Raw genomic sequence first — 24,325 nt, 5'->3', positions numbered from 1 at the left:
CTGCGGTTTCGACCAGTTCAGGCCCGGGCGAGGATCTCTCGCGCGCCCCGCACCACTGCTTCGTCGACGAATCGGCCGCTGTCGTCCACGGTCGGACCGCCCTGGGCCACGTCGTAGAGTTCCACCAGTCGACGGGCCGCAGTGACATCGTCCGCCGACGGCGTGAGTGCGGCATTGATGATCGGGACCTGGCTCGGGTGCAGTGCCGTCCGGCCGCGGAACCCCATCTGCACGAAACGTGCTGTGGTGGCGACAAATCCGTCCAGGTCGCGGAAATCGGTCGATGTCGGAGCGATCGGCGCGGCCAGACCTGCGGCAGCGCAATCGATCACGACGCTCAGGCGGATGGCGTCGATCATCGACTCGGTGGACTCCGAACGGGTGATCCGCAGGTCTGCGAGCAGGTCGACCTCACCGATCCCGAACGTTCGAACTCTGTTGCACCGAGCCATCTCCGGCAGAGCGCGCAAGGAGTGAGCGGTCTCGATCAGGCCGATCAGCTCGACGTCGGGGAGGTTGCGCATCTCGAGGAAACGGTCCGCGCGTGTCAGTGAATCGGTCGAACACTTCGCCACCATGATGCCGGTGACGGCGGTTCCGGCGACGGCCTCGAGATCCTGCGTCATGAACTCGGGGGTGACTCGGATCCAGATCTGGGTGTCGGTCGACGACCTCGACTCCAACCACTGTGCGACCTCGTTGCGCGCTCGATCCTTGTCCGGCAACGGAACCGCGTCCTCGAGGTCGATGATCACCGCGTCGGTGTCTCCGTTTACTGCCTTGTCGAACAGTTCGGGTTTGTTCGCGGGGACGTAGAGGAACGACCGGGCAGAGGTGGGGGTCATCGAGCTGCACGCGCTTCCAGGATGCTGGTGATCGACTGGGCTGCCGCGACAACCTGACCGGCGTGCACGATGTGTTCGTCGTCCGCGGACGAGGAGTAGCGGAAGGCTGGACCGGACGAGCTGACCGATCCGAGTACGTGCCCTGCGGCGTCGAAGAACGGAGCGGCGATCGAGGCTGCACCGGTGTTTCGTTCGTTCGTCGAGGTTGCGTACCCGTTGGTGCGGATCTCGGCGAGGCGAGCGCGGAAGCGGGTCTCGTCGGCGTCGGGGGAACTGCTGCGGAGTTCCTGGAAGGCCTCCTCTGCGAATCGGTCGGGTAGAAACGCCAGGATGGCTCGGCTCGAGGCACCCGAGTGCAGCGCGTACTGGGGTCCGATCTCGACGACCATCTTCACCTCCTGGGGGCTCTCGTACTGATCGAGATAGACGCGGCGGTGCCCGACAAGTACCGACAGCGTTGCGGTTTCGCGTGTGTTCGCACGCAGCGCGCGCAATACCGGAGCGGCGATGGAGCGAACGTCGAGCTGGCTCCACGCCTTCGTGCCGAGTCCGATCGCCGCCGGGCCGAGTGAATAGGTCGACTCGCCCGCGACCGGCTGCACGATCGACCGCGACGCAAGCGATTGCAGAATGCGGTGCACCACAGCCTTGCTCAGGTCCAGAGTGCGGGCGATCTCGGACACGCCGAGCGCCCGGTCGGATTGCGCGAAGGCGATCAGTACATCGGCGACACGATCGGCCGACTCGGTTCCGGTCGAGGTCTCCAGTGCAGGCTTGCTGACCATAAGTGCCACCTTTCGGATGTGCAGGCGTTCCGCTGAGCGAACCATACCCGTAACAAGAAATTGACGGAAGAGCCTGTTCTGAGGCCGTGATGCGTGCCATACTCGATTTCAGCGAGATCAATCATCAATCTGATGGTGCGCTCAGCGGAACGGTAGGTTCCGCCCAGTGGTTCGACTCGGCGCCGATGGGCGCGGAAGGCAGATTCGACAATGAAGAAGCTCGTAGGTGTGCTGACAGCCGTTGCAGTCGTGGGTGCAGCAGCGTGTGGTTCCTCCACCGGCTCGGACGACTCCGGCCCCATCAAGATCGGATCGGTTCATCCCACCACCGGAGCTCTGGCAGGTGTGGGCGGATTGATGAACGACGGTGCTGCTCTTGCGGTGGCCGATATCAATGCAGCAGGCGGTATTTCGTCCTTGGACGGTCGGCAGCTGGAGTTGGTGTCGGGTGACAGCCAGGGCAAAGCAGAGGTCGGCCAGAGCGAGGCACAGCGACTGATCGACGACGGCGCGGTGTCGCTCATCGGCACGTACCAGAGTGACGTCACTCAGAACGTCGCCTCGGTCGCCGAACGATCTCGGGTGCCGCTCGTGATCGACGTGGCCGTCGACGACAAGATCCTCGATCAGGGTTACCAGTACTCCTTCCGGATGCAGCCGAACGCCTCCAGCATGGGTACCGACGGTGCCAAGGCACTGGCCGCGATCGAGGAGCAGACCGGCCAGGCCATCGACCGAGTGTCGTACCTGCATATCGAGGGATCCTTCGGCGACAGCGTCTTCGACGCATTCGAGGCCGAGGCAGCCAATCAGGGGATCTCGTCGGTGCAGGAAATCACCTATCCCGCAACCAATTTCTCCGACGCCACCACTCAGGTCCGTGAGGCAGCGGTATCGAATCCCGACGTCATCGTCGCCACCGGCTACTACCCGGACGGTTTGTTGATCGCGCGTGCGGTGCAGCAGCTGAACCTGAACGTCAAGGGTGTCTACGGAATTGCCAACGGCGCGTTCGACGACAGCTCGTTCCCCAGCGATGCAGGCGCGGCCGGCAACGGCGTGTTGAGCGCGAACTACCACTACGACGCCACCAGTGACCGCGTCACCGACATTCGTACGCGGTTCGAGGCTCAGTACGGACGCCCGATGGAGACCGCAGCGATGCTGTCCTACCAGGCGGTCGAGGTCATCGCGGCGGGTCTGAACGACGGCGCCTCCAGCGACCCGGAAGATCTGCGCGAGGCCATTTCCGGCGTCTCGATCGACGACCCGCTCCTCGCGTTCAGCGGACCGATCGAGTTCGACGAGACCGGGCAGAACAAGAACGCGACCGTCATCGTCATGCAGGTCCGCGACGGTGCAGTCGCTCAGGTCTTCCCCGAGGAGTTCGCAACGGACGCACTCGAGTTCCCCGTGGGAGCCGGCCAGTGACGGCCGCTACCTCGACTGCGGAGAGGACGGGTAAGAAAGGTCTGGCCGGGATCGGCCCCGGTATCCCGGTCGCGGCAGCGATCGTCGTCATCATGGCGGTGATCTACCTCGTCGGTGGTAAAGATCAGGGCTTGGTCACGCAGTCGGTCGTCTCCGGACTTCTGCTCGGCGGCGTGTACGCACTGATCTCCGTCGGACTGACGCTCATCTTCGGCGTTCTCGGGATCGTGAACTTTGCCCAGGGCGCGATGCTGACGATGGCGATGTACATCGTGTACGCCCTGTCCAACGCGGGTCTGCCGGTCTATGTCGCAACGCTGTTGGCCGTTCCGGTGATGTTCCTGTTCGGGATGGTCGTGCAGGCAACGCTGCTGACGAAATTGACCATCAGCGGTAGTCACGACGGCCCACTCCTGGTGACCCTCGGCCTGTCGCTGCTGATCATCAACGTGCTGCTGATGATCTTCGGCGGACGACCACAGTCGGTGCAGGCACCGATCGAGGGTTCCCTCGACGTGCTGGGTGCCGTCGCGTCGTGGCCGCGAGTCATCGCATTCATCGGGGCTGCTCTGGTCGCCGTCGCGCTCACCGCGGTACTGAAGCGGACGCCGCTCGGATTGTCCATTCGCGCAGTCGCATCCAACTCCGAGGGCGCCAAGCTGGTCGGCGTCGACATCGGTCGGGTCTACGCGCTCACCTTCGGTATCGGTGCAGCCTGCGTCGCCGTCGCCGGCGGCTTGATGACGCCGTTCACCAGTCTGACGCCGTCGGTCGGAGAACAGTTCACCATCCTGGCGTTCGTCATCGTGGTTCTCGGCGGACTCGGAAGCGTCGTGGGAGCCATGGTCGGTGGCCTCGTCATCGGCCTCGTGCAGACCGTCGGCGCGCTGTATCTACCGGGAACAGGCTCGTTGATCCTGGTGTTCGCGGTGTTCGTTCTCGTCCTGTTTCTCAAGCCCGAAGGATTGTACGGAGCTCGCCGATGACAACGACAACGACCGCACCCACCCCGGTGTCGGACGATCCACGGTTGAAGGGCACCTGGCTTCGTCGCCAATTGATCACGCTCGCCATCGGTTTCGTCGTAGTGGCGGCATTGCCGCTGCTGCTCGGTGAGCAGGCGCAGACGGTTGCCGTTCGCACGCTGATCTTCGCCGTGATGGCCGTGGCGTGGAACATCATGAGCGGGTTCGGTGGCATGTTCAGCTTCGGCCACGCCGCCTTCTTCGGAATCGGTGCCTACACCGGTGCATATCTGTTGGTCGAACACGGCGTTTCGCCGTGGATCTCGATGGTCGTCGCGGCGATCATCTCGGCGGTGGTGGGAACCCTCATCGCGTACCTGTGTCTGCGTTACCGGCTCGCCGGGTCCTACTTCGCGTTGGCCACGTTCGCCTTCGCGCAGATGTTCCTGCTGCTGGTGCAGAACCTCGAAGTCTTCAACAAGACCGAGGGATTCAATGTGCCCATCCTGCCTCGTGATTCGTGGTGGATGCTGCAGTTCGAGAAGGGCAGCCCCAACTACGTCTGGATTCCCCTCGTCATCCTGGCCCTCGCCGTTCTCGGAACCATCTTCTACACCCGCTCGCGGGCCGGGCAGTTCGTCCAGGCCACCCGCGACGACGAAACCGCAGCAGCCTCACTCGGTATCGACACGATGAAGTATCGGCTGATTGCCGTGGCGGCGAGTTGTGCTCTGACCGCAGTCGCAGGCGTCTATTACACGCAGTACTACTTCTTCGTCGGCCCGGAACAGGCCTTCGGTTCGGCGGTCTCCGTCGAAGCGATCGTCCCGGCCGTCATCGGCGGCATCGGCACGATCTGGGGACCGGTCATCGGCGCTGCCGTGATCGGGCCGCTGTCCGAGTTGATCAACGAGCTGCTGAGAAACCCACCCGCCTTCCTCGAATTCCTGCAGGGAACAATCGGATTGGACGTTGCCGCGTACTCGGTGATTCTGATCGCGATCGTGATCTTCCTGCCCAAGGGAATCTTCGGCACGATCCGTGAGAGGTGGAACCGATGAGCCTGTTGAGCATCGAATCCCTGAGCAAATCCTTCTCGGGTATCCATGCGGTGCGCGACGTCAGCCTCGATGTGCCCGAGCACGAATTCCTCGGCATCATCGGCCCCAACGGGGCAGGTAAGACGACTTTGTTCTCCCTGCTGTCGGGTGAACAGCCGCCGACCACCGGTCGAGTGATCTTCGACGGTACCGACATCACCGGTTGGCCGGCGAGCAAGATCGCGCGCGCCGGGCTGGTTCGCACCTTCCAGCTGATGCGCCCGTTCGAGTCGATGTCGGTACTGGAGAACGTCACCATCGCCGCATTGTCGAAGCGCAAGTCGCGCAAGGATGCGCGGCGTCACGCCCTCGATGTCCTCGATCGTGTGCAATTGTCCGATCAGGTCGGCGGCAAGGTCTCGGCCATGTCGACGGCGGGATTGAAGCGACTCGAGCTGGCGCGCGCACTGGCCATGGAGCCACGTGTGGTGCTCCTCGACGAGGTTCTCGCCGGGCTGGTCCCAGCCGAGCGTGCGCCGATGATCGAACTGCTGCGCACAGTGCACCAGGAGGGCCAGACGGTGCTGTTCGTCGAGCACATCATGGCTGCGGTGATGGCCCTGTCCGAGCGTCTGGTGGTCATGCACGAAGGTGCCGTGCTCACCTCGGGTGACCCACGCACGGTGGTTGCCGACGACCGCGTCGTCGAGGCATACCTCGGTGAGGAGAAAACAGCATGATGCTCGAAATCGACAACCTGCATGCCGGGTACCGTCGTCTGGAAATTCTGCACGGGTTGACCCTCGCGGTCGACCGCCACGAGATCGTTTCCCTGATCGGTGCCAACGGGGCAGGTAAGACGACAACGCTGCGCGCCCTGTCCGGTCTGGTGTCCACCTCCGGCGGTAGGATCATGTTGGACGGCAACGCCATTCACGGCATGCGGGCGGATCGGATCGTGCGAGCGGGGCTCGTGCACGTGGCACAGGACCGAGCACTGTTCGGCAGCCTCACCGTCGCCGACAACCTCGAGATGGGTGCCTACACCCAGAAGCGCAGCGGTGTGAAGGAATCCCTGGACCAGGTCTACGCGCTGTTCCCGATTCTGGCCGAACGACGAGAACAGCGGGCCGACACCATGTCCGGTGGTCAGCAGCAGATGCTCGCCATCGGTCGCGCGATGATGTCGAAGCCGCGAGTACTGACACTCGACGAACCGTCGGTCGGGCTCGCCCCCAAGCTCGCAGCTCAGGTGCTCGACGCGATCGTCCGCATCCGTGATTCGGGTGTCACCGTGCTGATCGTCGAGCAGAACGCAGCGCAGGCACTGGCCATCTCCGATCGCGCGTACGTCATCGAGAGCGGGTCGATCGTGTTGACCGGCACCGGATCCGAACTGGCACACGACGAACGGGTCAAAGCTGCCTACCTCGGTATTTAGGAGTTCACCCCACATGCACCTCTTGGCTTTCACCCCGATCGACGTCGACGCGGCAGAACTGCAGCGGCGGCAGGATCGGTACGACCAACTTTCCCCCTCGGGGACCACAGTCGAGCTTCGCAACATCGGGGCCGACGCGCCCAGCGCACTGGACTCCGAACGCGACATCAGACGGTCCGAGGAGGTGCTGTCGGCTGCTTTCCGATCCGTGCACGAGACGGAAGCCGACGGGTTCCTGCCCGACTGCGTGCTCGATCCCTGCGCCGAAGAAGCAGATTCGTTCGCGCGGCCGCTCTACGGACTGACGCGGTTGACGGCATCGTTCTACGCGTCCCAGGGACACCGGATCGGCGCACTGGCGCGCAACGACGCCATTGCCGCGGAAATGGACCGCCGTCTCGGGTTCTACGGGATCGTCGCCGAAGCCACCGAGGTACTCGGACTCGGTGTGCACGATATTGCCGACACCGGAGCCTGGGGGAGAGCGGTCTCGGAACACGCGAGCAAGCTCCGGTGCACCATCGCCATCAATGCGTGCTCTGCCGTCGATCTCGTCGATCCACCCGCGTCGCCGCAGGTGGTCGACCCGACCGCCACTGCACTGCGGCTGCTCGGTCTGCGATCCGAACTGCAGGTCACCGCGTGAGCGAGGACGGACCCGACCTGGTGGTGGCAGGCGCGGGCGGCGGGCTCGTTGCTGCTCTCCGAGCCGCCGAGCTCGGGCTCGACGTGCTGGTGGTCGAGGCCAGTGCGCACTTCAAGCGGGGTAACAACACCGCGATGTCGACCGCCATGATCCCAGGCGCGGGTTCGCGATGGCAGCGTGAGGCCGGAATCGAGGACTCACCGCAGCAGTTCTTGGACGACGTGTTGCGCAAGACCAAGGGCACTGCCGATTTACGGCTGGCGTCCACCCTGGCCGATGTCAGTGCCCCGCTGGTGGAATGGCTCGCAGATCATGTGAAGCTGCCGCTCACCCTCGTGACCGATTTCTCGTACCCGGGGCACTCGCAATTGCGTTGCCACACTGTCGAAGGCCGGCACGGCAGTGCGATGCTCGAGCACCTTGCGCGAGCGGTGGCGGACGAGCCACGCATCGATATGTTGACTCCCGCTCGCCTGACCGACGTGTCCGTCGATTCCGACGGGGCCGTCGACGCGGTGACGATCACGATGCCCGACGGCAGTATCGACGTCGTTCCCACTCGTGCAGTTCTGTTGGCCACCAACGGTTACGGTGCCAATGCTTCGATGGTGGCCGAGCACGTCCCTGAGATATCGGCGGCGCGTTATCACGGCAGCGAGCACTCCACCGGTGACGCGCTCGCCATCGGACGTCGCCTCGGAGCCGAGTCGGCGTATCTCGATGCCTACCAGGGGCACGCCGCGCTCTCCAAGCAGGCCGCGACGCTCGTCGGCTGGGCGACGGTGATGCACGGCGGTGTTGTGCTCGACGTCAACGGCCGTCGGTTCGGTGACGAGACGACCGGCTACTCCGAGTACGCGGCCACGCTCGCGTCCAGGCCCGGATCCGAGGGGTGGATCATCATCGACCGGGCGATCTACGACAAGTGTTTGTCGTTCAAGGACTTCCAGCAGACCGTCGACTCGGGTGCTGCGGTGTGGGCCGACGATGCCGATAACCTTGCGGCCGCAACAGGGCTCCCACCTGCGGCAGTGGCGGAGGAGCTCGACGCTGTGGAAAGGTATGCCTCGGGCGAGGCACCGGACCCGTTCGGCCGCAGCTCTTTCGAGCACACTCTCACCGGGCCGTATGCCGCCATCAAGATCGTGCCCGCGTTGTTCCATACGCAGGGCGGCCTCGTCGTCGACGAGAACGCACGTGTACTGCGAACCGACGGTTCGGCCATCACCGGCCTGTTCGCCTCGGGCGGTGCCGCGATGGGCATCTCCGGCCACGGTGCTGCCGGGTACCTCGCCGGTAACGGATTGCTGCCGGCACTCGGACTGGCGTACCTCGCGGCAAGCTCGCTCCGAACCACTGAACTCTTGTGAAGAAACTCGAAAGGACCATCATGTCAACGCTGTTGATCACCAATGCGCGCGTAGTTCGGCCAGGATCCGACGCCCCCGACGAGGGTGAGTTTCTGGATCTGCTCATCGAAGACGGCAAGTTCACCCGTATCGAGGCGAACATCGATGCAGCATCCGCAGAGACCGTCATCGACGCGGCAGGCAAGGTCGCATTTCCCGGTGTGGTCGACGCACACCAGCATTGGGGCATCTACAACTCGCTCGGCGACGATGCCGAGACCGAGTCGCGGGCGTGTGTCCAGGGCGGCGTGACCACCTCACTGTCCTACATGCGGACCGGCCAGTACTACATGAACACCGGTGGTTCCTACGCCGACGTGTTCCCGAAGGTCCTCGACGCCACCGAGGGACGTCCCTACGTCGATTACGCGTACCACCTCGCGCCGATGTCGAAAGAACACATCGACGAAATTCCAGCGCTCATCGCAGATCACGGCGTCACCTCGTTCAAGATCTTCATGTTCTACGGCAGCCACGGGCTCCACGGGCGGTCGACCGATCAGAGCGAATTCCTGATGACCCCCGAGGGGGAGCGGTACGACCTCGCGCACTTCGAGTTCGTGATGCGCGGCATCCAGGCGGCACGGGAGCAGATGGGCGACAAGGCCGATCACATCTCGCTGTCGCTGCACTGCGAGACCGCCGAGATCATGAGCGCGTACACCAAGATCGTCGAGGAGGAAGGCACCCTCGAGGGCCTGGCTGCGTACAGCGCGTCACGGCCACCGCACTCGGAGGGCCTCGCCGTCACCATCGCGTCGTTCCTCGCGGACGAGACGCAGCTGCCCAACATCAACCTGCTGCACCTGTCCTCGCGCAAGGCGTTGACTGCGGCGATGCGGATGGCAAAGGCGTTCCCGCACGTCAACTTCCGCCGTGAGGTCACCATCGGGCACCTGTTGGCCGATATCGACACCGCCTACGGCCTCGGCGGCAAGGTCAACCCGCCGCTGCGTCCGCGCGACGACGTCGAAGCGCTGTGGGAGCACCTGCTCGCAGGTGACATCGACTGGGTCGTCAGCGATCACGCGTGCTGCAAGGACGAGAAGAAGTTCGCCGAGGACCGCGGCGACATCTTCGCCGCGAAATCAGGCTTCGGCGGTGCCGAGTACCTGCTGCCCGGACTGGTCAGCGAAGGACGCAAGCGCGGCCTGAGCTGGCGTCGCATCGCCGAGCTGACCTCGCTCAACCCTGCCCGGCGCTACGGCCTACCGGGCAAGGGTGACATCGCCGTCGGGATGGACGCAGACATCGCTCTGATCGACCCGGACCATACCTGGACCGTCCGTCCGGAGGATTCCGAGTCGGCGCAGGAGTACACACCGTTCGAGGGATTCGAGCTCGGTGCCAAGGTGACCGACACGTTCGTCCGCGGTCAGCGGGTACTCACCGACGGTGCCGTCGCCGGTGCTCCCGCAGGCCGCTACCTGCACCGTCCGTACCTGTGACGGGCCCACTGGAGGGCATCAAGGTACTCGACATCTCGACGATCCTCGCCGGCCCCCTCGTCGCGCAGATTCTCGGCGATTTCGGGGCGGAGGTCATCAAGATCGAGCACCCCACCAAGCCCGACGGTATGCGCGGACACGGCTTGGACAAGGACGGTCATCCGCTGTGGTGGACGATGATCAGTCGCAACAAGCGAACGATGACCCTGAACCTCGGAAACGCGCACGGCGGAGCGATCTTTCGTCGCCTCGCCGCAGAAGCCGACGTGGTGGTCGAGAATTTTCGGCCGGGAACCCTCGAACGCTGGGGACTGGGATACGACGTTCTCTCCGAGCTCAACCCTGGTTTGATCCTGTTGCGTGTCACCGGCTTCGGTCAGACCGGACCGTACGCCACGAGGCCTGCCTTCGGCACGCTCGTCGAATCGATGAGTGGGTTCGCGCATCTGACCGGCGAAGCCGATGGGCCGCCGACGCTTCCGGCGTTCGGGTTGGCCGATTCCCTCGCCGGGATTGCGGGTTCGTCTGCCGTCTCGATGGCTCTGCTGCACCGCACCAAAAACGGCGGTAAGGGCCAGCAGATCGATCTGGATCTGTTGAGCCCCATCATGGCTGCGGTCGGGCCGGGCGTCATCTACGCCGATCAGCTGGGGATCGATCAGGAGCGAACCGGGAACCGGTCGAGCAACAACGCGCCCCGCAACCTGTACAAGACCGCGGACGGGCATTGGTTGGCGATCTCCACGAGCGCCAATTCGATAGCCGAACGCGTGCTGGTGCTGGTGGGTCACCCGGAGGTGCTCGACGAACCGTGGTTTGCCACCGGGCGTCAGCGCGCCGCCCATGCCGACCTTCTGGACGAGTACGTCGGCGGCTGGATTGCCGAGCGGACCAAGGACGTGGTGATCGACGAGTTCGAGAAGGCCGGAGCGGCAGTCGCTCCCGTCTACAAGCCGAGCGACCTGTTGTCCGATCCCCAGGTCAACGCCATCGAAATGGTGACGACCGTCGAGGACGACGACCTCGGCCCCGTGCGCATGCAGAACGTCATGTGGCGGATGGGTGGCAGCCCCGGCCGGATCAGGTACACCGGCCGCAAGCACGGTGCCGATACCGACCAGGTGCTTACCGAAATCGGCTGTAGCGCCGACGAGATCGAGGCGATGCACCGCGACAGCATCGTGTAGAGCGCGGCGGGTGATCGCGATGTCCGGTCACCCGCCGAGTTCACATCGGAATCTGCTGCACCACGGCGGCGACGGCTTCCACCTGGTCCGCGATGCGTGGCCCCCACCGACTCGACAGGTCCTCGTCCATCGGGAAGATTCTGCCGTCTCGGACGGCGGTCATCGAACCCCACCCCGGCCGAGCCGCGACCGATTCGGCTGTGACGCCGCAGCATTGGGCGTCGGCGAGGAACACGATGTCGGGATCCGCGGTGATCACCGATTCGGCGGACAGCTGTGGGTAGTCGCCTGCGCCGGAGCCGTCGGCGATGCTCGTCAGGCCGAACAGACCGTAGATCTGGCCGACGAAGCTCGCGCTCGACACCGTGTACAACGTGTCGTCGAGTTCGTGGAAGTACGTCAGCGGTTCATCACGATCCGGAACGCTCGCCACCGCGGCGTCGATCCTGGACCGCATCTGCGCGACCACGGCGTCGCCGTCGGCGTCGTGCCCGGTCGCATCCGCAACGCGTTCGATCTGGGAGTACGCGTCGTCGAGGCTCGTCGCGGCCGGGACCAGCAACGTCGGAATACCCGCCTCGGCCAGAGTGGACGTCACGAGGCCGAGGTCGGTGGAGGTGATCACCAGATCGGGGTCGTACGCGACGATCGCCTCGAGGCTCGGCGTGAACGCCGACAGCCCGGTCTTCGGAGCGTCGGCGGGATAGTCCGACTGATCGTCGACGGCCGCCACCTGCTCACCCGCCCCGACGGCATACAGGGTCTCCGTCGCCGTCGGGCTGAGCGAGACGATCGAACGAGGCATCGCGTCGATGGTGACGGTCCCGCCGTCCGAGCCCGACGCGATCGTCCTCGGAAACTCCCCGCTCGACGCCGTAGCCGAGGTGGCGGCCGGCGGGGAGTCCGTGGTCGTGCTGCCGCAGCCGGTCGCGACCAGCGCGACGACCGCGAACCCGGCTGAGATCATTCGTGCCGATCGACGCTGCACTGCCACTCCTGAGTTTCCGATGCCTCGTGGAGCGCCAACACTATCGGGTCGCGGTCAGCGCCCCAGGCTCCGTGCCAGGTACGTGCCGGTGTGGGTGTCCGAGACCACCAACTCGTCGACGGTTCCGGTGAAGGTGATCAGACCGCCGTTGTGCCCGCCGTCGGGGCCGAGGTCGATGACCCAATCGGCGGCGGCGATGACGTCGAGGTTGTGTTCGATGACGATCACCGACCTGCCCTCGTCGACCATCCCGGACAACAACGCGATCAGGTTCGACACGTCCGACGGGTGCAGACCGGTCGTCGGCTCGTCGAGGACCAGCACCGGCGACGACCCGACCAGTTCGGTAGCGAGCTTGAGCCGTTGCCGCTCGCCGCCGGAGAGCGAGGACAGGTTCTGGCCGAGCGAGAGGTAGCCGAGCCCGACGTCCCGGCACCGGCGGAGGATGTCGCGGATCTTCTTGACCTCGAAGAAGTCCTGAGCGTCCTCGACGGACATCTCGAAGATGTCGGCGATGCTGATGCCGTCAACGGTATGCCGGATCGCGCCCGAACGGAATCTCCTGCCCTGGCACGTCTCGCAGGTGCTCGTCACCGGGTCGGTGAACCCGAGGTCGGTGAAGATGACGCCACTGCCTTGGCAGTCGGGGCACGCGCCGTCGGAGTTGGGCGAGAACAGCGACGGCGGCTGGCCGGTCTTCTTGGCGAAGTACGCGCGGATCGGGTCCAGCAGACCGGTGTAGGTCGCGGGGGAGGAGCGGCGCGATCCGCGGATGGGTGCCTGGTCGATGATGACGGCGTCCGGCGCGGCCTCACGGAGGTGGCCGTGGATGAGGCTCGATTTGCCGGAACCCGCGACGCCGGTGACGGCGGTCAGAACTCCGAGCGGCACGTCGACGCTGACGTCGCGCAGGTTGTGCGTGCTCGCACCGGTGATGCTCAGCCAGCCCGAAGGCGCACGGGGAGTGCGTAATTCGACGCCCTCGCGGCGCAGCGCGGCACCTGTCCTGGTGTCGGCGCGGCGGAGTTCGTCGTAAGTGCCCTCGAACACGACTGTGCCGCCTGCCTTTCCCGCGCCGGGGCCGATCTCGACGATGCGGTCGGCGATGGCCATCACCTCGGGGTCGTGCTCGACGACGAGGACGGTGTTGCCCTTGTCGCGCAGCGCGAGCAACATGTCGTCGAGGCGGTGAACGTCGCGGGGGTGGAGGCCTGTGGTCGGTTCGTCGAAGACGTAGAGCATGTCGTTGAGGGTGGCTCCGAGGTGGCGGACCATCTTGATGCGCTGGGATTCACCGCCCGACAGCGACGACGTCGCCCGGTCCAGGCTGAGGTAGCCCAGACCGAGATCGACGAGCCTTCGTAGCTGCGTGACGATTTCGGCGGTGACGGTGCCCAGTCCGTTGATCTGCCAGCCGTCGATACGATCGGCGAGTTCGGACACCTGCATCGCGAACGCGTCGGGCAGAGACAGTCCCTCGAGGGTTGCGCCGCGGATGGCCTCGTTGTAGCGGGAGCCGCCGCAGGACTCGCAGACGCCGCGCGTGACGATGCGCTCGAACGCGAGCTTGGCCTTGCCCTTGAGGGCATCGGCGTCCTTCGCCAGGTAGCTGCGCCGGAACCGGGACACGATCCCCTCGTAGCTCTTCATGACGGCGTCGGGGTTCAGCACTTCGACCTCGCCGGGCTTGGCGTCGAAGAAGATGTGGCGCTCGCGGGCGGAGTACTGCTCGATCGGGACGTCGAGATCGAACAGGCCCGAGTCGGCGAACACTCGATACGGCCATTTACCGACCTCGAAGTCCGGATGCCGGAACGGCCCCTCGCGCAGGGACTTCGACTCGTCCACGAGTTCGCCGAGGTCGACGACCTTCGCCTCACCGAGCCCGTCGCACTCGAGGCACATGCCGGCCGGGTCGTTGAACGAGAACGCGTTCGCGAACCCGATCGTCGGGGTGACGCCGCGGGACCACAGCATGCGCAGCCAGTCACCGATGTCGGTGATGGTGCCGACCGTCGACCGCGGGCCACCGAACAGACGCTTCTGGTCGACGATCACGACGGCAGACAGGTTGGCGATCAGATCTGCGTCGGGACGACCGTAGGACGGAAGGAAGGTCTGCGCGAACGCGGTGAACGTGGAGTTGATCTGCCGTTGAGCTTCGGCAGCGATGGTGTCGAACACGAGCGAGGATTTCCCCGACCCGGACACGCCCGCGAACACGACGAGCGAGCGCTTGGGCAGGTCGAGGTTCACGTCGCGAAGATTGTTCTCGCGCGCTCCGCGAACGATGATCGTGGACAGTTCGTTGCTGGATGGCTGGGCTGGGGTGGTCGGCTGGGCCTGGGTCATGTGCGCTGAGGTCGCCTTTCGCCGCCCCCGACGCTGGTTCGCCCGGGGCCGACGCAGTCTACCGTACGCCGTACGGAAATGCCGTTCGTGCGTCCGCAGTAACAGACTTACCGGTCTGGCGATCTCACATGGGCGCCGGTTGCATCAGGCGATCGGTCGTGTCGAAAGGTATTCATGACCAGTAGTAGTCGTTTCCGCGTGCGATCGGCCATCGTGCTCGCCCTCCCGGCGATCGTCCTCGCGGGCTGCGGATCGCAGGACTCCACCGAGCCCGAAGTGCGCACCGAAGTCCGGACGGTGACCGTCGAGGCAACGGCAACCCCAGCGGCTATCGCGCCGACGTCGGTCGACAGGATCGTCCTTCCGGACACCACTGCGCCCGAGCCGTCCGCATCGGAGCCGGCCGCGCCGGTCCTCGTTGCCATGCCTCCGGTCGTATGCATGAATTTGCAGTCCGCGCAGAATGCGATCCAGGCAGCCGGTGTCTTCTACTCCCGCAGCGCCGATGCCTCCGGCGAAGGTCGGATGCAGGTCAACGACTCGAACTGGATTGTCGTGGCGCAGGATCCGCCCGCAGGGACGCTGATCGGTGAGGGGGATGCTCTGCTGTCCGCGGTGAAGATCGGTGAGCCCAGCAACTGCTGAACTACCGGCGAATGCTGTGCTTGCCTGCTGGAGCCGGTTCCTGCTCGGTCGAGCTGTAGGCGAGGTGGCCTCCGATGAGGCCGCCGACGCTGGCTGTCGCCAGACCGGCCGCAGCCAGCGCCTTGGCGATGCCATCGGTCTGGTTCCGGCGACGTATGTACGAGCCGAGGAAGAGGAAGACGCCGGTCGCGTTGGAGGCCGCGTGGATCATCCCGACGCGTCGTTGGCGGGTGTTCATCGTCGACCAGTCCGCCCAGCCGGTGGCGATGGCTGCCGGTGCGGATGCCAGCCCGAGGGAGATGACCAGCTTGCTCGCCCTCGATTGGTGATTCATCAGGTCGAGGGCGACTGCGCTCGTCCAGCTGCCGATGGTGACGTTGACGAGAGCCGGGTGGATGGGGTGACCGATCCACCGTCCCCTCAGTGCGCCACCGACGGCGCTGTCGTCGAGGGCGGGCGCGAGAACGCCGTTGATCGCGTTGCCGGCACCGTCGAGAATGGACGCCGATTCGAGGCTGTCGAGTGCTTGTTTCGTCTTCATGCCTTGCCGCATGCCCCGCTGACGCTGCGCGAACCGTAAGGGCAGCCAAACACGGGACGAGATGCTTGGACGTCCTATAAAGTCGGGTGATGAGCAGCGGAACACGAGTGAACACCGTCGACGGCGTCCTGCGACGGTCGGCCGCGAAATTTCCTGACCGTCTCGCCGTGACCTTCGAGGGACGCAGTCACACCTACGGAGAACTCGATATCGCGGTCACCCGCGCCGCCCGACGACTGATCGCGTTGGGATTGAACAAGGGTGACCGTGTGGCGGCGTACGGCGTCAACTCGGACGCGTACGTCGTCGCGTTCCTCGCTTGTGCGCGAGCCGGATTGGTGCACGTTCCGATCAACTACGCGCTGGTGGGCGACGAATTGCGGTACATGCTCGACCAGTCGGGCTCCCGCGTGGTTCTCGTGGACCCGGCGTTGACGGCCACCCTCGACTCCGTTCGCGGAGACCTGACGATCGAGCACGTGATCTCACTTCCCGATGTACTGGGCACGGACGGCGACGGCTCCGAACTCGAACCCGCCGCCGATTCGACCGACCTCGCTCAGCTGCTCTACACCTCGGGAACGACGTCGAAACCCAAGGGCGCGATGATGTCTCACGGCGCACTCGTCGCGGAGTACGTCTCGTGCGTCATCGCGCTCGGGTTCACCCAGGACGACGATCCGCTGCTCGTGATGCCGATGTACCACTCGGCGGGGATGCACGTGTTCATGCTGCCGTATCTGTCGGTGGGTGCCACGGTCCGTTTGATGCGCAGGCCCGACGTTCCGGAGATCCTGCGCCGGATCGAAGAGGAGAAGATCAAGTCTCTGTTCCTGGCACCGACGGTGTGGGTTCCGCTCGCCAATCACCCCGACCTGCCCACGCGCGACCTCTCGTCGCTGAAGAAGGCACAATACGGTTCGTCGATCATGCCCGTCACCGTGCTCACTCGGCTACGTGAGCGGTACCCGGACATCGAGTTCTACAACTGCTTCGGGCAGTCCGAGATCGGTCCGCTGGCAACGGTATTGCAGCCCGAGGAGCACGAGGCGCGGCCGGCGTCGTGCGGACGTGCGGTGTTCTTCGTCGAGACCCGCGTCGTCGATGCCGACGGCAACGATGTGCCGGACGGCGAGCCCGGGGAGATTCTCTACCGTTCTCCTCAGCTGTGCGACGGCTACTGGGACAAACCGGAGGCGACGGCAGATGCGTTCTCGGATGGGTGGTTTCATTCCGGCGACTTGGTGACACGCGACGCCGAGGGTTTCATCACCGTGGTCGACCGGATCAAGGACGTCATCAACACCGGCGGCATTCTCGTCGCGTCACGCGAGGTGGAGGATGCGATCTACACCCATCCGGCGGTCGCCGAGGTCGCGGTGATCGGGACGCCCGACGACAGGTGGATCGAGGCGGTGACGGCTGTTGTCGTGCTCAAGGACGGCAGTGAGTTGTCGTCGCAGGTGTTGATCGACCATGTGAAGGGTCGGATAGCGCCGTTCAAGGTGCCCAAGACCATCACCTTCGTCGACGAATTGCCGCGCAATCAGAGCGGAAAATTGCTCAAGCGTGAGCTGCGCAGCTGACCTGTTGTCAGGCTGCGCGCCGTTTTCGTCGGTGGTAGCTGGGGATGGGTCGTCTCGAGGGGTCGACGGATTCGGGTGGGATGGCGTAGGGGTGTCCGTCGTCGCCCATGAACAGTTGCCAGTCGCCGTGGTGGACGAGGCGGTGGCATTCTCCGCAGACCAGAGCGAGGTTGTTCAGGTCGGTGTGGCCGCCGTGTTCCCAGAATTTCACGTGGTGGGCTTGGCACCACTGTGCGGGGCGGCCGCACATCACGCAGCAGGTGTCGCGGATGGTCAGAGCGATGCGTTGGTCGTCGCTGGCGAGGCGGGTGGTGCGGCCGAGGGCGAGCGGGACGCCGTGGTGGTCGACGATGACGGGGGTCAGGTCGGCGTCGCAGGTGAGAAGTTCGGCGAGGGAGCGACTGATCGGCCCGGTCCAGTCGAAGTGGAACGGCCACTCGGCATCACCGGGCTCGGGCGCAGACTTCTGCCCGCGATGGTCACCGGCACCAGCACTGCTCCCGCTGACACGGTGACCGCCGCCCGCACCGTTGGGACTCGTGTTGGCATCATCGGTTCGGGCGGTGGCATCGGCCGCGGGTGACCTCGAACCCGTTGGTGCGCATGCGGATCGGCCTCTACCACTATCGGTGAGCAACTCCCGCAGCGGGACGATCAGGTGCACCGACGCTGGCGACCCGCCCGACGATCCGCGGCTGCTGCCGTGCAGGTGCCGGTCGAGGATCTGATCGAGCGCGTCGGCCCGCCGCTTCGACGGACCACGCGGGTCGCGCTCACCACCGGGACCCGGGCGCGGGGCAGTCAACGGCGACAACGCCGTGAGCAGCTTCTCTGCCATCAACCGGTCGACGTTGCCGCCGAGTTGAAAACGACCATCGGCAAGCGGATGAACGTCGAATCGGTTCAGCTCCGGGTTCTCCGACACCGGAACCGGCGGCGGCCCCGGCGGAACAAGTGCGGGCCCAGCAGGTTCGGGCTCGCCTGACCGACCTGCATCGCCCGAACCATCCGCATCGTCGGTGCCAGCTGCATCACCCGCGCCACCGGCATCAGCTCGGCTCGCCTGTTCCCGTTCTTGTTCCTGTTCTCGTCGTTGCTTCTCGGCCTGCTCGTGTCGGGCTCTGGCGTCGTCGGCCGCAGAGTGCGCGAGAGCTTGCGCACGGGAGGTGACCTGCCCGGCGGTGCTGCGCATCGCGGTCTCGAGCAGTTCCGCGACGACAGCGTCACGGCGCTGCTCGTCGAGGGTGGGGTCGGCGACCACCACGGTGGCGTAGCCGTCGGCGATCGCCGAGGTATGCGCGGCGTGGATGTCACCACCTGCGAGGGCGTTCGACACGCTCGGCCACTCGGTGAGCCATTGACCCAGCTCCATCTGACGGGCAGCGGACCCGTCGGTGATCCGCACCGATCGCGCGTACCACCGAGTGACCGACGAGTGCCCGAGTTTCATCGCCAAACCACGTCGGTCCATCTCCGCCAGCAGCGTCAATCTCGTTGCAGCGAGCGCGTTTTCGAGGGAGGCAACGTCGGCCAGCTCGGAGACCAATTCTTGGTCCCCGAGCTCGAACACATCCCCCCATGTCTTCACCCCACGAAAGCTATACCCACCCACCGACACGTTTCCGCGACGCCGGTCAACGCTTCCAACGAATGCGGATCGGGCCCTTCGCGGTCGACGGATCGACGACGGATCCTTTCTGGGTGATCTCGACTTCTCCCGCGTCGACCATGCGTCGAGCCGCGCGGCGAACCGGTTCCATCAACTCCCGCCAACCGTCGTCGGACAGGGCGCGTGCGACGTCGGAAGGGCAGATCGTGGAGTCGCGGGATCGGGCGTCGAGCAGAGAACGGATCTTGTCTTCGAGTTCCTTGTCGGTGGTGCTCACCTTGTGCCGCCGGCATGCGTCGCTGCAGTACTTGATGTCATCCCAGTTCTTCTCCCACTTCTTGCGCCATTCGATTCGCCGCCCGCACGATGCACAGACCTTGTCCGCGGGGTGAGCCGTGGGGGAGCGACGGGAGTGAGCCATGCTTCGACAGTAACCTCGTCGCATGGCGATTCGACCCATTCTCATTGCCGGTGACCCGAGGCTGACGACGGTCGCCGAACCCGTCACCGTGTTCGACGCGGAGTTGGCCGCGTTCGTGGAGGACCTGTTCGAGACCAACACTGCGGCGCATGGTGCCGGTCTCGCCGCCAATCAGGTCGGCGACCCGCGTGCGGTGTTCGTCTACGACCTGAAGGACGGCGGAGTCCGCCATCGCGGGCACGTGGTCAATCCAGTGCTCGAGACGTCGGCGATCCCGGAGACGATGCCTGACCCCGAAGACGGTGAGGGGTGTCTGTCGGTTCCTGGGGAGCGGTACCCGACCGGCCGTGCGGACTGGGCCCGCGTGACCGGTGTCGATGTGGTGAACACTCCTGTGTCGGTCGAGGGCCACGGTTACCTGGCTCGGTGTCTGCAGCATGAATCCGACCATCTGGCCGGTCACCTGTACCTCGATCGCCTGATCGGCCGCAATCAGCGCGCTGCGAAGAAGATGATGAAGGCCCGAGGATGGACCGGGCCCGGCAGCAGCTGGCTGCCCGGGTCCGACTCCGACCCGTTCGGTTGGTGATCAGCAGGCCCCGGTGAGAGCGCATGCCGTCGATCGTTCGAGCTTCCAGCGGCCATCCGACACAACGAAGTCGATCGTCGTCGGTTGCCCCAGTGATGTTCCTGTCGCCTCGACTCTGTCGGGCGCAACGGTAGAAACGCGGTCGAAACCAACCTCCGACACGATCCCACCGCTGTCGAAGACCGCGGCGTTTTCCTCCGCTGATCCCTCGAGCGCATCGGCACGGTCGCCCCGTTCGGCGGTCCAATCGAAAACGGTACGGAAGACGGCGGTCGCTTCGTCCGGGGTCGGGATGTCGGTGGGCGCGACGGAGGGCGGCGGGGGTGGAAACGACAACGGCGCAACGTTCACCGCCGCCTCGACGGTCGGCTCGGGTTCAGTTGCGGCGCAACCGGTAAGAGCGATGAGAGCCAGTCCGCACAGGACGCGGCCGGCGATCATCAGAACGGGTTGTAGACGTAGAGCGTCCGGTAGTCCCATTCAGACGATCCGGCCGGGATTCGGATCTGAGTCAGGGCTTGCCCGTTCTGGGTGCACCAGCTCTGGCCGTGAAACGACGAGCAGTCGATCTGTCGGCTCGTGCCGAACGGGCTGACGATCAACGACTTCGTGCCCGCTGCGCCGTATGCCGCAGGGTCGAAGGCGCTCACGAAGTTCGCGGTCGAGTCCTTGGGGCCGAACGGGTTGTCGTCGGGTGCTGCGGACGCTGTCGGCGCGACGAGCACTGCGCCGCCGATCGCCAGCGCGACTCCGGCGAGGACCTTCTTCAGCATGGTGGCTCCGTTCGTTTCGAGCGCGAATGCTCGGTGTTCATGAAATCGGCTGCAACCGACCGCGCGTTACGAACCGGCTCCTCTCGCGAACGCGGCACACTGGAGTCCATGACAGCACTCGAAGCGCCCATCGTTGCCCAGCGGCTCGGCCGTCTTCTCGCGGTGTGGGGCGGTGGAAGTGTGCTCGCCGGAACGATGTTGGCGTTGCGGGGATCGTCGCCTGCCCGGCGGGCGTTCGGGTTGCAGACGGCAGGGTGGGGTGCGATCGATCTGGCGATCGCGGGTGCGGGCGCGCTGAGCTCGAAGCCCCCGACGGCTGCGAGTCTGAGCCGGCTGCTGTGGATCAATGCCGGTCTCGACGTCCTCTACATCGCGACCGGTGCGCACATCGCGGTGAGGAAGCCTCGGTTCGGCGGCCGGATCACTGCTGACCAGGCGCTGGGCCACGGCACTGCCGTCGTTGTGCAGGGCGCTGCGCTGCTCGCGCTGGATACGACTCACGCGCGCATGATCGCCGACTAATCACACGAGTGTCATTCTCGCCGTAGGCGTTTTGTCAAGTACCGACACGTCCGATTTGTTGCGTGATCAGTAGATTTGCGTAACACTCGTCCCATCAGTCACATCAGTATCGTGGGTCACACGGGAAACGGTGGGTTCGTCCATGCGTGTATGTAGTCGGCAGATCGCTGTCGGGGCTGTTCTGGCACTGGCAGTGAGCGGACTCAGCGCTCTGACCGCGCCCACCGTGTCGGCCGAGCCGTGCGGTGGGCTCGGCGGGCCGGGCTCGTCTCCGCTGTTCGGGTCGTCGGGCAGCGCGGGCATGTCGGGCAAGAACCCGCAGGGCCCTCAGGGGCCGCTTCCTCGGATCACCGGCAATACGCAGAGCATCGCCTGGGTCACCGGTCCGCAGAGCGTGAACAACACCTACAACGACCTCGCGATGTCCGGCACCGACCTCGGGATAAGTTGGGACAACGGTGCCGGCCAGATCCTGATGGCGTTCGGTGACACGTTCGGCGACTGCTCCTCCGGCAATGCGCAGTGGCGCAGCAACGCGCTCTTCCGGTCGGACAAGGCGTCGACGAACTTGGCGCAGGGCATCAAGATCGGGCCGGCCGATCCTGCGGACAACACCTCCGGTGCCGTCGTGCGTGCCGGCAGTCCGAACTATGCAGCCGAGATCATCTCGAGCGCAAAGCTACCGAGCGTGGAGGACACGACGATCCCCACGGCGGCCATCGCGATCGGCAACACCCAGTACATCAACTACATGTCGGTACAGAGCTGGGGCACACCCGGGCGCTGGATCACGAACTACTCCGCGACGGCGAAATCTACTGACAACGGCCAGAATTGGTCGACGGATCCCAAGACGATTCGCGTCAACAAGGGTGTGACCATCCCGGGCTTCACCAACGTCCACGAAAGCCAAGGCAAGTTCCAGCAGAGTGCCTACGTGCTGGGTCGCGATGGCAAGTACCTGTACCAGTTCGGTACTCCCAACGGACGATTCGGCGACGCCTTCGTTTCGCGAGTGGCACCGAACGACATCGAGAATCTCGACGCGTACGAGTACTCGACGCAGGATCCGGATCCGACGAAGCAGTGGTCGAAGAACGTCGGTGACACAGTTGCCATCGTCAAGGGCCCGGTCAGTGAGATGTCGGTTGCGTGGAACGACTACCTCGGCCGCTACGTGATGATGTACGGAGACGAGAACTCCCGCACTCTGGTCGCTCGCACTGCGGACAATCCGGAGGGGCCGTGGAGTGCTCCGAGGACCATCCTCGACGCCAATCAGACGGCCGGTGGCATCTACGCGCCGTTCATCCACCCGATGTCGAGCGGAAAAGACCTGTACTTCACTGCTTCTCGGTGGTCGGACTACAACGTACTGCTGTTGAAGACGAACCTCGATGCGCTGAAGTGATCTGCACCGATCGTTCGATGGCCGCGTCGAGGTAGGCGTCGACGTCCAGATCGAGGTCTGCGCCGAGCAGTCCGCGGCGAATGGTCGAAAGATACCTACTCGACGGTTCGCCGGGCTCGCGCACGGTCGAACTGGTCAGTGTGAAGGCGGGTCTTCCGTCGATATCCGGAAGCCGTAGCAGTGCATCGTATTTCCCGCGGAAGCTCTCGCCCTCGCGATCCACTGCCAGCTGCGACCACTGTCCGATGGCGAGTGTCTCTGTCGCCCCGATATCGACGGCTGCGACGACGTTCTCGACCGCGGCCAGATGAGCGAACTGAGCTCGCTCGATCAGATATCCGCGCCCTACAGAATGATTCGCAGGATCGACCGTCGTCGAGACGAATGCGGATGCTCCGGTCCAGCGCCGGGAGACTCCCGCGAAATACAGCGCATGATCGATCCGCAGCCATCGTTGTTCGGCGGGTGGCGACGCGGTGGGTGCCGGCGGGTGCGCACCGAATTCGGAGCGCTCGTCCGACCCGGTCAGGTAGGTATGGAACCTCTCGCGCAGCAGGTTGGACCCGTACGAGACGTACCACAGCCGATCGGTCACTCGGTCTCGAAGAGCTGCCGGTATGCCTCGGCGAGCAGGTCGGTCGCGAGGTCCTGGTTGTGTGACGCTGCGCCCGTTGAGTTTCCGGATCGCATCAACCTGGCGTTGAGGCCGTAGGCGAGGTCGTCGAACGTGTCGTCGTCGATGCCGAGGTCGACGTCCACGTCCTCTTCCAGCAGCGCGCCGAGGTCGATCGACCACGACCACACACGTTCGTCCCGGTAGGGTCCGCGCCCGGCGCTGACTGTCTCGTTGGAGACCTCGAGTTGCTCGTCGGTGCGGTCGCGCGGAACGTTGGTGTTGATCCGCAGGTCGAGTTCTATCGTGTCGTCGTGCACGATCTCATCGACGCGGAGCGTCTCGAAGCCGCCGCACGTCAGCGTCACCAAGCGTCGAGGCCCGGTGTCGGCGGGATTGTCGGAGAGGGCAGCGATCTGCCACAGGTACTTCGCGGTGTTCGCCGGGTCGGGTATGGAGGAGTTGATGTAGTCGGCCACGATGCTGCGGATGGCGGGGTACGCGATGTGGTCGGAGAGTTCCCAGAACTGCTTGCGCGCCTTGCCGACTGCCGTGTCGAGCAGTGTCGCCCGCTTGGCTCTTTCCTTCGGCAGTGCGGATTTTGCGCTCGGGGCCTCGCCGATCGCACCGGGCACCGAGGGGCGCTCGCGGAGGTGGGTCAGGCGCGACACGAGTTCCTGCAACTGCTCGAGCTGGTCTGCGGTTCCGGCCGCGAAGTCGAGTGCCTCGATGTCGGTCCACGCGTCGAGGTCCGCCGTGAAACGCGCGGCGACCGACTCTGCGACGCCCACGTAGGCCGAGCCGTCGGTGAAGTGCAGAACGTAGAGCCCGGCTCGGTGTTCCTTGGCTGCGAAGACCGTGGCGATGGATCCGGCGTCGGTGACGTCGAATCGTTCGAAGGCGAATCCGTCGGGTGTGGAAGCTGTCGGCATGGTTGTGAATCTACCGACGTGAGTGGGAAGCACCTATTCCGACGCCTTGTCCGCATTGTCGGAGTTCCCTTCCCTGTACCGGTGAATGTCTCCAAACATGTTCTGACGCCGCTATTTCCGCTTTGTCCGTTCCGCCGAAAGTATTT

25 protein-coding genes and 1 pseudogene are annotated in these 24,325 nt (G+C 65.0%); 14 read left to right on the top strand and 12 right to left on the bottom strand.

Annotation, left to right across the window (positions count from 1 at the left end; genetic code table 11):
- Positions 1-17: 17 nt before the first annotated feature.
- Together ABZ677_RS17240 and ABZ677_RS17235 are read right to left on the bottom strand one after the other, a co-directional pair.
- Complete coding sequence (locus ABZ677_RS17240; protein ID WP_358371437.1) at positions 18-845, bottom strand: CoA ester lyase; 828 nt, start codon at positions 843-845, stop codon at positions 18-20.
- Entirely contained in the window at positions 842-1,630 is a 789-nt protein-coding gene (locus ABZ677_RS17235; protein WP_094741438.1) for an IclR family transcriptional regulator, read from the bottom strand. Before ABZ677_RS17235 ends, ABZ677_RS17240 begins: the two co-directional genes overlap by 4 nt.
- A 210-nt stretch (positions 1,631-1,840) precedes the next feature.
- Here ABZ677_RS17235 and ABZ677_RS17230 point away from each other — a divergent pair, with 210 nt between their 5' ends.
- The 9 genes from ABZ677_RS17230 to ABZ677_RS17190 are packed head-to-tail and all read left to right on the top strand — an operon-like array spanning position 1,841 to position 11,197.
- On the top strand, positions 1,841-3,061 hold the full coding sequence (locus ABZ677_RS17230) for an ABC transporter substrate-binding protein (protein ID WP_358371434.1): 1,221 nt from the start codon (positions 1,841-1,843) through the stop codon (positions 3,059-3,061).
- Complete coding sequence (locus ABZ677_RS17225; protein WP_094634764.1) at positions 3,058-4,047, top strand: branched-chain amino acid ABC transporter permease; 990 nt, start codon at positions 3,058-3,060, stop codon at positions 4,045-4,047. Before ABZ677_RS17230 ends, ABZ677_RS17225 begins: the two co-directional genes overlap by 4 nt.
- On the top strand, positions 4,044-5,087 hold the full coding sequence (locus ABZ677_RS17220; protein WP_358371431.1) for a branched-chain amino acid ABC transporter permease: 1,044 nt from the start codon (positions 4,044-4,046) through the stop codon (positions 5,085-5,087). The genes ABZ677_RS17225 and ABZ677_RS17220 overlap by 4 nt, the downstream gene beginning before the upstream one ends.
- Positions 5,084-5,806, top strand: a complete 723-nt coding sequence (locus ABZ677_RS17215; protein WP_358371428.1) for an ABC transporter ATP-binding protein — start codon at positions 5,084-5,086, stop codon at positions 5,804-5,806. Before ABZ677_RS17220 ends, ABZ677_RS17215 begins: the two co-directional genes overlap by 4 nt.
- A complete protein-coding gene (locus ABZ677_RS17210; protein WP_037190745.1) occupies positions 5,803-6,507 on the top strand; it encodes an ABC transporter ATP-binding protein in 705 nt (234 codons plus the stop codon). The genes ABZ677_RS17215 and ABZ677_RS17210 overlap by 4 nt, the downstream gene beginning before the upstream one ends.
- A gap of 13 nt (positions 6,508-6,520) precedes the next feature.
- On the top strand, positions 6,521-7,153 hold the full coding sequence (locus tag ABZ677_RS17205) for a hydantoin racemase (protein WP_358371425.1): 633 nt from the start codon (positions 6,521-6,523) through the stop codon (positions 7,151-7,153).
- The gene (locus ABZ677_RS17200; RefSeq protein WP_358371422.1) at positions 7,150-8,523 is read left to right on the top strand and encodes an FAD-binding protein; all 1,374 of its coding nucleotides are present in this window, start codon (positions 7,150-7,152) and stop codon (positions 8,521-8,523) included. Before ABZ677_RS17205 ends, ABZ677_RS17200 begins: the two co-directional genes overlap by 4 nt.
- A 20-nt stretch (positions 8,524-8,543) precedes the next feature.
- The gene (locus tag ABZ677_RS17195) at positions 8,544-10,010 is read left to right on the top strand and encodes a dihydroorotase family protein (RefSeq protein WP_037191075.1); all 1,467 of its coding nucleotides are present in this window, start codon (positions 8,544-8,546) and stop codon (positions 10,008-10,010) included.
- Positions 10,007-11,197 carry a CoA transferase gene (locus ABZ677_RS17190; protein WP_358371419.1) on the top strand — a complete coding sequence of 397 codons (1,191 nt, stop codon included), beginning with the start codon at positions 10,007-10,009 and terminating at the stop codon, positions 11,195-11,197. Before ABZ677_RS17195 ends, ABZ677_RS17190 begins: the two co-directional genes overlap by 4 nt.
- A gap of 40 nt (positions 11,198-11,237) precedes the next feature.
- Here the strand turns inward: ABZ677_RS17190 and ABZ677_RS17185 are convergent, their stop codons facing one another.
- Positions 11,238-12,164 carry an ABC transporter substrate-binding protein gene (locus ABZ677_RS17185; protein ID WP_358371417.1) on the bottom strand — a complete coding sequence of 309 codons (927 nt, stop codon included), beginning with the start codon at positions 12,162-12,164 and terminating at the stop codon, positions 11,238-11,240.
- A gap of 75 nt (positions 12,165-12,239) precedes the next feature.
- Positions 12,240-14,537, bottom strand: a complete 2,298-nt coding sequence (locus ABZ677_RS17180; protein WP_358371414.1) for an excinuclease ABC subunit UvrA — start codon at positions 14,535-14,537, stop codon at positions 12,240-12,242.
- 174 nt (positions 14,538-14,711) lie between these two features.
- Here ABZ677_RS17180 and ABZ677_RS17175 point away from each other — a divergent pair, with 174 nt between their 5' ends.
- Entirely contained in the window at positions 14,712-15,182 is a 471-nt protein-coding gene (locus tag ABZ677_RS17175) for a PASTA domain-containing protein (protein ID WP_230596271.1), read from the top strand.
- A gap of 1 nt (position 15,183) precedes the next feature.
- Here ABZ677_RS17175 and ABZ677_RS17170 read toward each other — a convergent pair whose 3' ends face one another.
- A complete protein-coding gene (locus ABZ677_RS17170; protein ID WP_358371411.1) occupies positions 15,184-15,723 on the bottom strand; it encodes a DUF2231 domain-containing protein in 540 nt (179 codons plus the stop codon).
- A gap of 89 nt (positions 15,724-15,812) precedes the next feature.
- Here ABZ677_RS17170 and ABZ677_RS17165 point away from each other — a divergent pair, with 89 nt between their 5' ends.
- Positions 15,813-17,309, top strand: coding sequence for an acyl-CoA synthetase (locus ABZ677_RS17165; RefSeq protein WP_358371408.1), 1,497 nt, complete (start codon positions 15,813-15,815; stop codon positions 17,307-17,309).
- 7 nt (positions 17,310-17,316) lie between these two features.
- On the opposite strand, the gene ABZ677_RS17160 is transcribed toward ABZ677_RS17165, so the two are convergent.
- From ABZ677_RS17160 to ABZ677_RS17150, 3 genes and pseudogenes are all read right to left on the bottom strand, one after another.
- Positions 17,317-18,897, bottom strand: a complete 1,581-nt coding sequence (locus ABZ677_RS17160; RefSeq protein WP_358371405.1) for a DUF222 domain-containing protein — start codon at positions 18,895-18,897, stop codon at positions 17,317-17,319.
- A 46-nt stretch (positions 18,898-18,943) separates the two neighbouring features.
- Entirely contained in the window at positions 18,944-19,195 is a 252-nt protein-coding gene (locus ABZ677_RS17155) for a DUF3253 domain-containing protein (protein WP_230596286.1), read from the bottom strand.
- A gap of 15 nt (positions 19,196-19,210) precedes the next feature.
- A pseudogene (locus tag ABZ677_RS17150) lies at positions 19,211-19,339 on the bottom strand (DUF2256 domain-containing protein); the annotation flags it as partial.
- Positions 19,340-19,361: 22 nt separating this feature from the next.
- Between ABZ677_RS17150 and ABZ677_RS17145 the strand changes: the two are divergent.
- Positions 19,362-19,928, top strand: coding sequence for a peptide deformylase (locus ABZ677_RS17145; RefSeq protein ID WP_358371402.1), 567 nt, complete (start codon positions 19,362-19,364; stop codon positions 19,926-19,928).
- On the opposite strand, the gene ABZ677_RS17140 is transcribed toward ABZ677_RS17145, so the two are convergent.
- Positions 19,929-20,369 (bottom strand): hypothetical protein, encoded by a 441-nt coding sequence (locus ABZ677_RS17140; RefSeq protein ID WP_358371399.1) that lies wholly within the window; start codon positions 20,367-20,369, stop codon positions 19,929-19,931.
- Positions 20,369-20,701 carry a hypothetical protein gene (locus ABZ677_RS17135; protein WP_094741449.1) on the bottom strand — a complete coding sequence of 111 codons (333 nt, stop codon included), beginning with the start codon at positions 20,699-20,701 and terminating at the stop codon, positions 20,369-20,371. Before ABZ677_RS17135 ends, ABZ677_RS17140 begins: the two co-directional genes overlap by 1 nt.
- A 108-nt stretch (positions 20,702-20,809) precedes the next feature.
- On the opposite strand from ABZ677_RS17135, the gene ABZ677_RS17130 reads away from it, so the two are divergent.
- Together ABZ677_RS17130 and ABZ677_RS17125 are read left to right on the top strand one after the other, a co-directional pair.
- A complete protein-coding gene (locus ABZ677_RS17130; protein ID WP_094634911.1) occupies positions 20,810-21,223 on the top strand; it encodes a hypothetical protein in 414 nt (137 codons plus the stop codon).
- 142 nt (positions 21,224-21,365) lie between these two features.
- The gene (locus tag ABZ677_RS17125) at positions 21,366-22,634 is read left to right on the top strand and encodes a DUF4185 domain-containing protein (protein ID WP_358371396.1); all 1,269 of its coding nucleotides are present in this window, start codon (positions 21,366-21,368) and stop codon (positions 22,632-22,634) included.
- Here the strand turns inward: ABZ677_RS17125 and ABZ677_RS17120 are convergent.
- Together ABZ677_RS17120 and ABZ677_RS17115 are read right to left on the bottom strand one after the other, a co-directional pair.
- Complete coding sequence (locus ABZ677_RS17120; protein ID WP_358371392.1) at positions 22,567-23,229, bottom strand: hypothetical protein; 663 nt, start codon at positions 23,227-23,229, stop codon at positions 22,567-22,569. The two genes, ABZ677_RS17125 and ABZ677_RS17120, sit on opposite strands and share 68 nt — an antisense overlap.
- Positions 23,226-24,179 carry a hypothetical protein gene (locus ABZ677_RS17115; protein ID WP_358371389.1) on the bottom strand — a complete coding sequence of 318 codons (954 nt, stop codon included), beginning with the start codon at positions 24,177-24,179 and terminating at the stop codon, positions 23,226-23,228. The genes ABZ677_RS17120 and ABZ677_RS17115 overlap by 4 nt, the downstream gene beginning before the upstream one ends.
- Between the last annotated feature and the right edge of the window lie 146 nt (positions 24,180-24,325).

The sequence above is a fragment of the Rhodococcus sp. NPDC006774 genome (assembly GCF_040636045.1).
GTDB lineage: Bacteria > Actinomycetota > Actinomycetes > Mycobacteriales > Mycobacteriaceae > Rhodococcoides.
This window is presented reverse-complemented; position numbering and strand designations above follow the sequence as displayed.

Excerpts from the sequence above, each read along its gene's own strand:
- ABZ677_RS17175 (WP_230596271.1), top strand. The coding sequence starts at position 14,712 with ATGACCAGTAGTAGTCGTTTCCGCGTGCGATCGGCCATCGTGCTCGCC.
- ABZ677_RS17180 (WP_358371414.1), bottom strand. The coding sequence starts at position 14,537 with ATGACCCAGGCCCAGCCGACCACCCCAGCCCAGCCATCCAGCAACGAA.
- ABZ677_RS17135 (WP_094741449.1), bottom strand. The coding sequence starts at position 20,701 with ATGCTGAAGAAGGTCCTCGCCGGAGTCGCGCTGGCGATCGGCGGCGCA.
- ABZ677_RS17205 (WP_358371425.1), top strand. The coding sequence starts at position 6,521 with ATGCACCTCTTGGCTTTCACCCCGATCGACGTCGACGCGGCAGAACTG.
- ABZ677_RS17145 (WP_358371402.1), top strand. The coding sequence starts at position 19,362 with ATGGCGATTCGACCCATTCTCATTGCCGGTGACCCGAGGCTGACGACG.
- ABZ677_RS17220 (WP_358371431.1), top strand. The coding sequence starts at position 4,044 with ATGACAACGACAACGACCGCACCCACCCCGGTGTCGGACGATCCACGG.
- ABZ677_RS17240 (WP_358371437.1), bottom strand. The coding sequence starts at position 845 with ATGACCCCCACCTCTGCCCGGTCGTTCCTCTACGTCCCCGCGAACAAA.
- ABZ677_RS17140 (WP_358371399.1), bottom strand. The coding sequence starts at position 20,369 with ATGATCGCCGGCCGCGTCCTGTGCGGACTGGCTCTCATCGCTCTTACC.
- ABZ677_RS17125 (WP_358371396.1), top strand. The coding sequence starts at position 21,366 with ATGCGTGTATGTAGTCGGCAGATCGCTGTCGGGGCTGTTCTGGCACTG.
- ABZ677_RS17235 (WP_094741438.1), bottom strand. The coding sequence starts at position 1,630 with ATGGTCAGCAAGCCTGCACTGGAGACCTCGACCGGAACCGAGTCGGCC.
- ABZ677_RS17170 (WP_358371411.1), bottom strand. The coding sequence starts at position 15,723 with ATGAAGACGAAACAAGCACTCGACAGCCTCGAATCGGCGTCCATTCTC.
- ABZ677_RS17165 (WP_358371408.1), top strand. The coding sequence starts at position 15,813 with ATGAGCAGCGGAACACGAGTGAACACCGTCGACGGCGTCCTGCGACGG.
- ABZ677_RS17230 (WP_358371434.1), top strand. The coding sequence starts at position 1,841 with ATGAAGAAGCTCGTAGGTGTGCTGACAGCCGTTGCAGTCGTGGGTGCA.
- ABZ677_RS17210 (WP_037190745.1), top strand. The coding sequence starts at position 5,803 with ATGATGCTCGAAATCGACAACCTGCATGCCGGGTACCGTCGTCTGGAA.
- ABZ677_RS17115 (WP_358371389.1), bottom strand. The coding sequence starts at position 24,179 with ATGCCGACAGCTTCCACACCCGACGGATTCGCCTTCGAACGATTCGAC.
- ABZ677_RS17185 (WP_358371417.1), bottom strand. The coding sequence starts at position 12,164 with ATGATCTCAGCCGGGTTCGCGGTCGTCGCGCTGGTCGCGACCGGCTGC.
- ABZ677_RS17195 (WP_037191075.1), top strand. The coding sequence starts at position 8,544 with ATGTCAACGCTGTTGATCACCAATGCGCGCGTAGTTCGGCCAGGATCC.
- ABZ677_RS17130 (WP_094634911.1), top strand. The coding sequence starts at position 20,810 with ATGACAGCACTCGAAGCGCCCATCGTTGCCCAGCGGCTCGGCCGTCTT.
- ABZ677_RS17215 (WP_358371428.1), top strand. The coding sequence starts at position 5,084 with ATGAGCCTGTTGAGCATCGAATCCCTGAGCAAATCCTTCTCGGGTATC.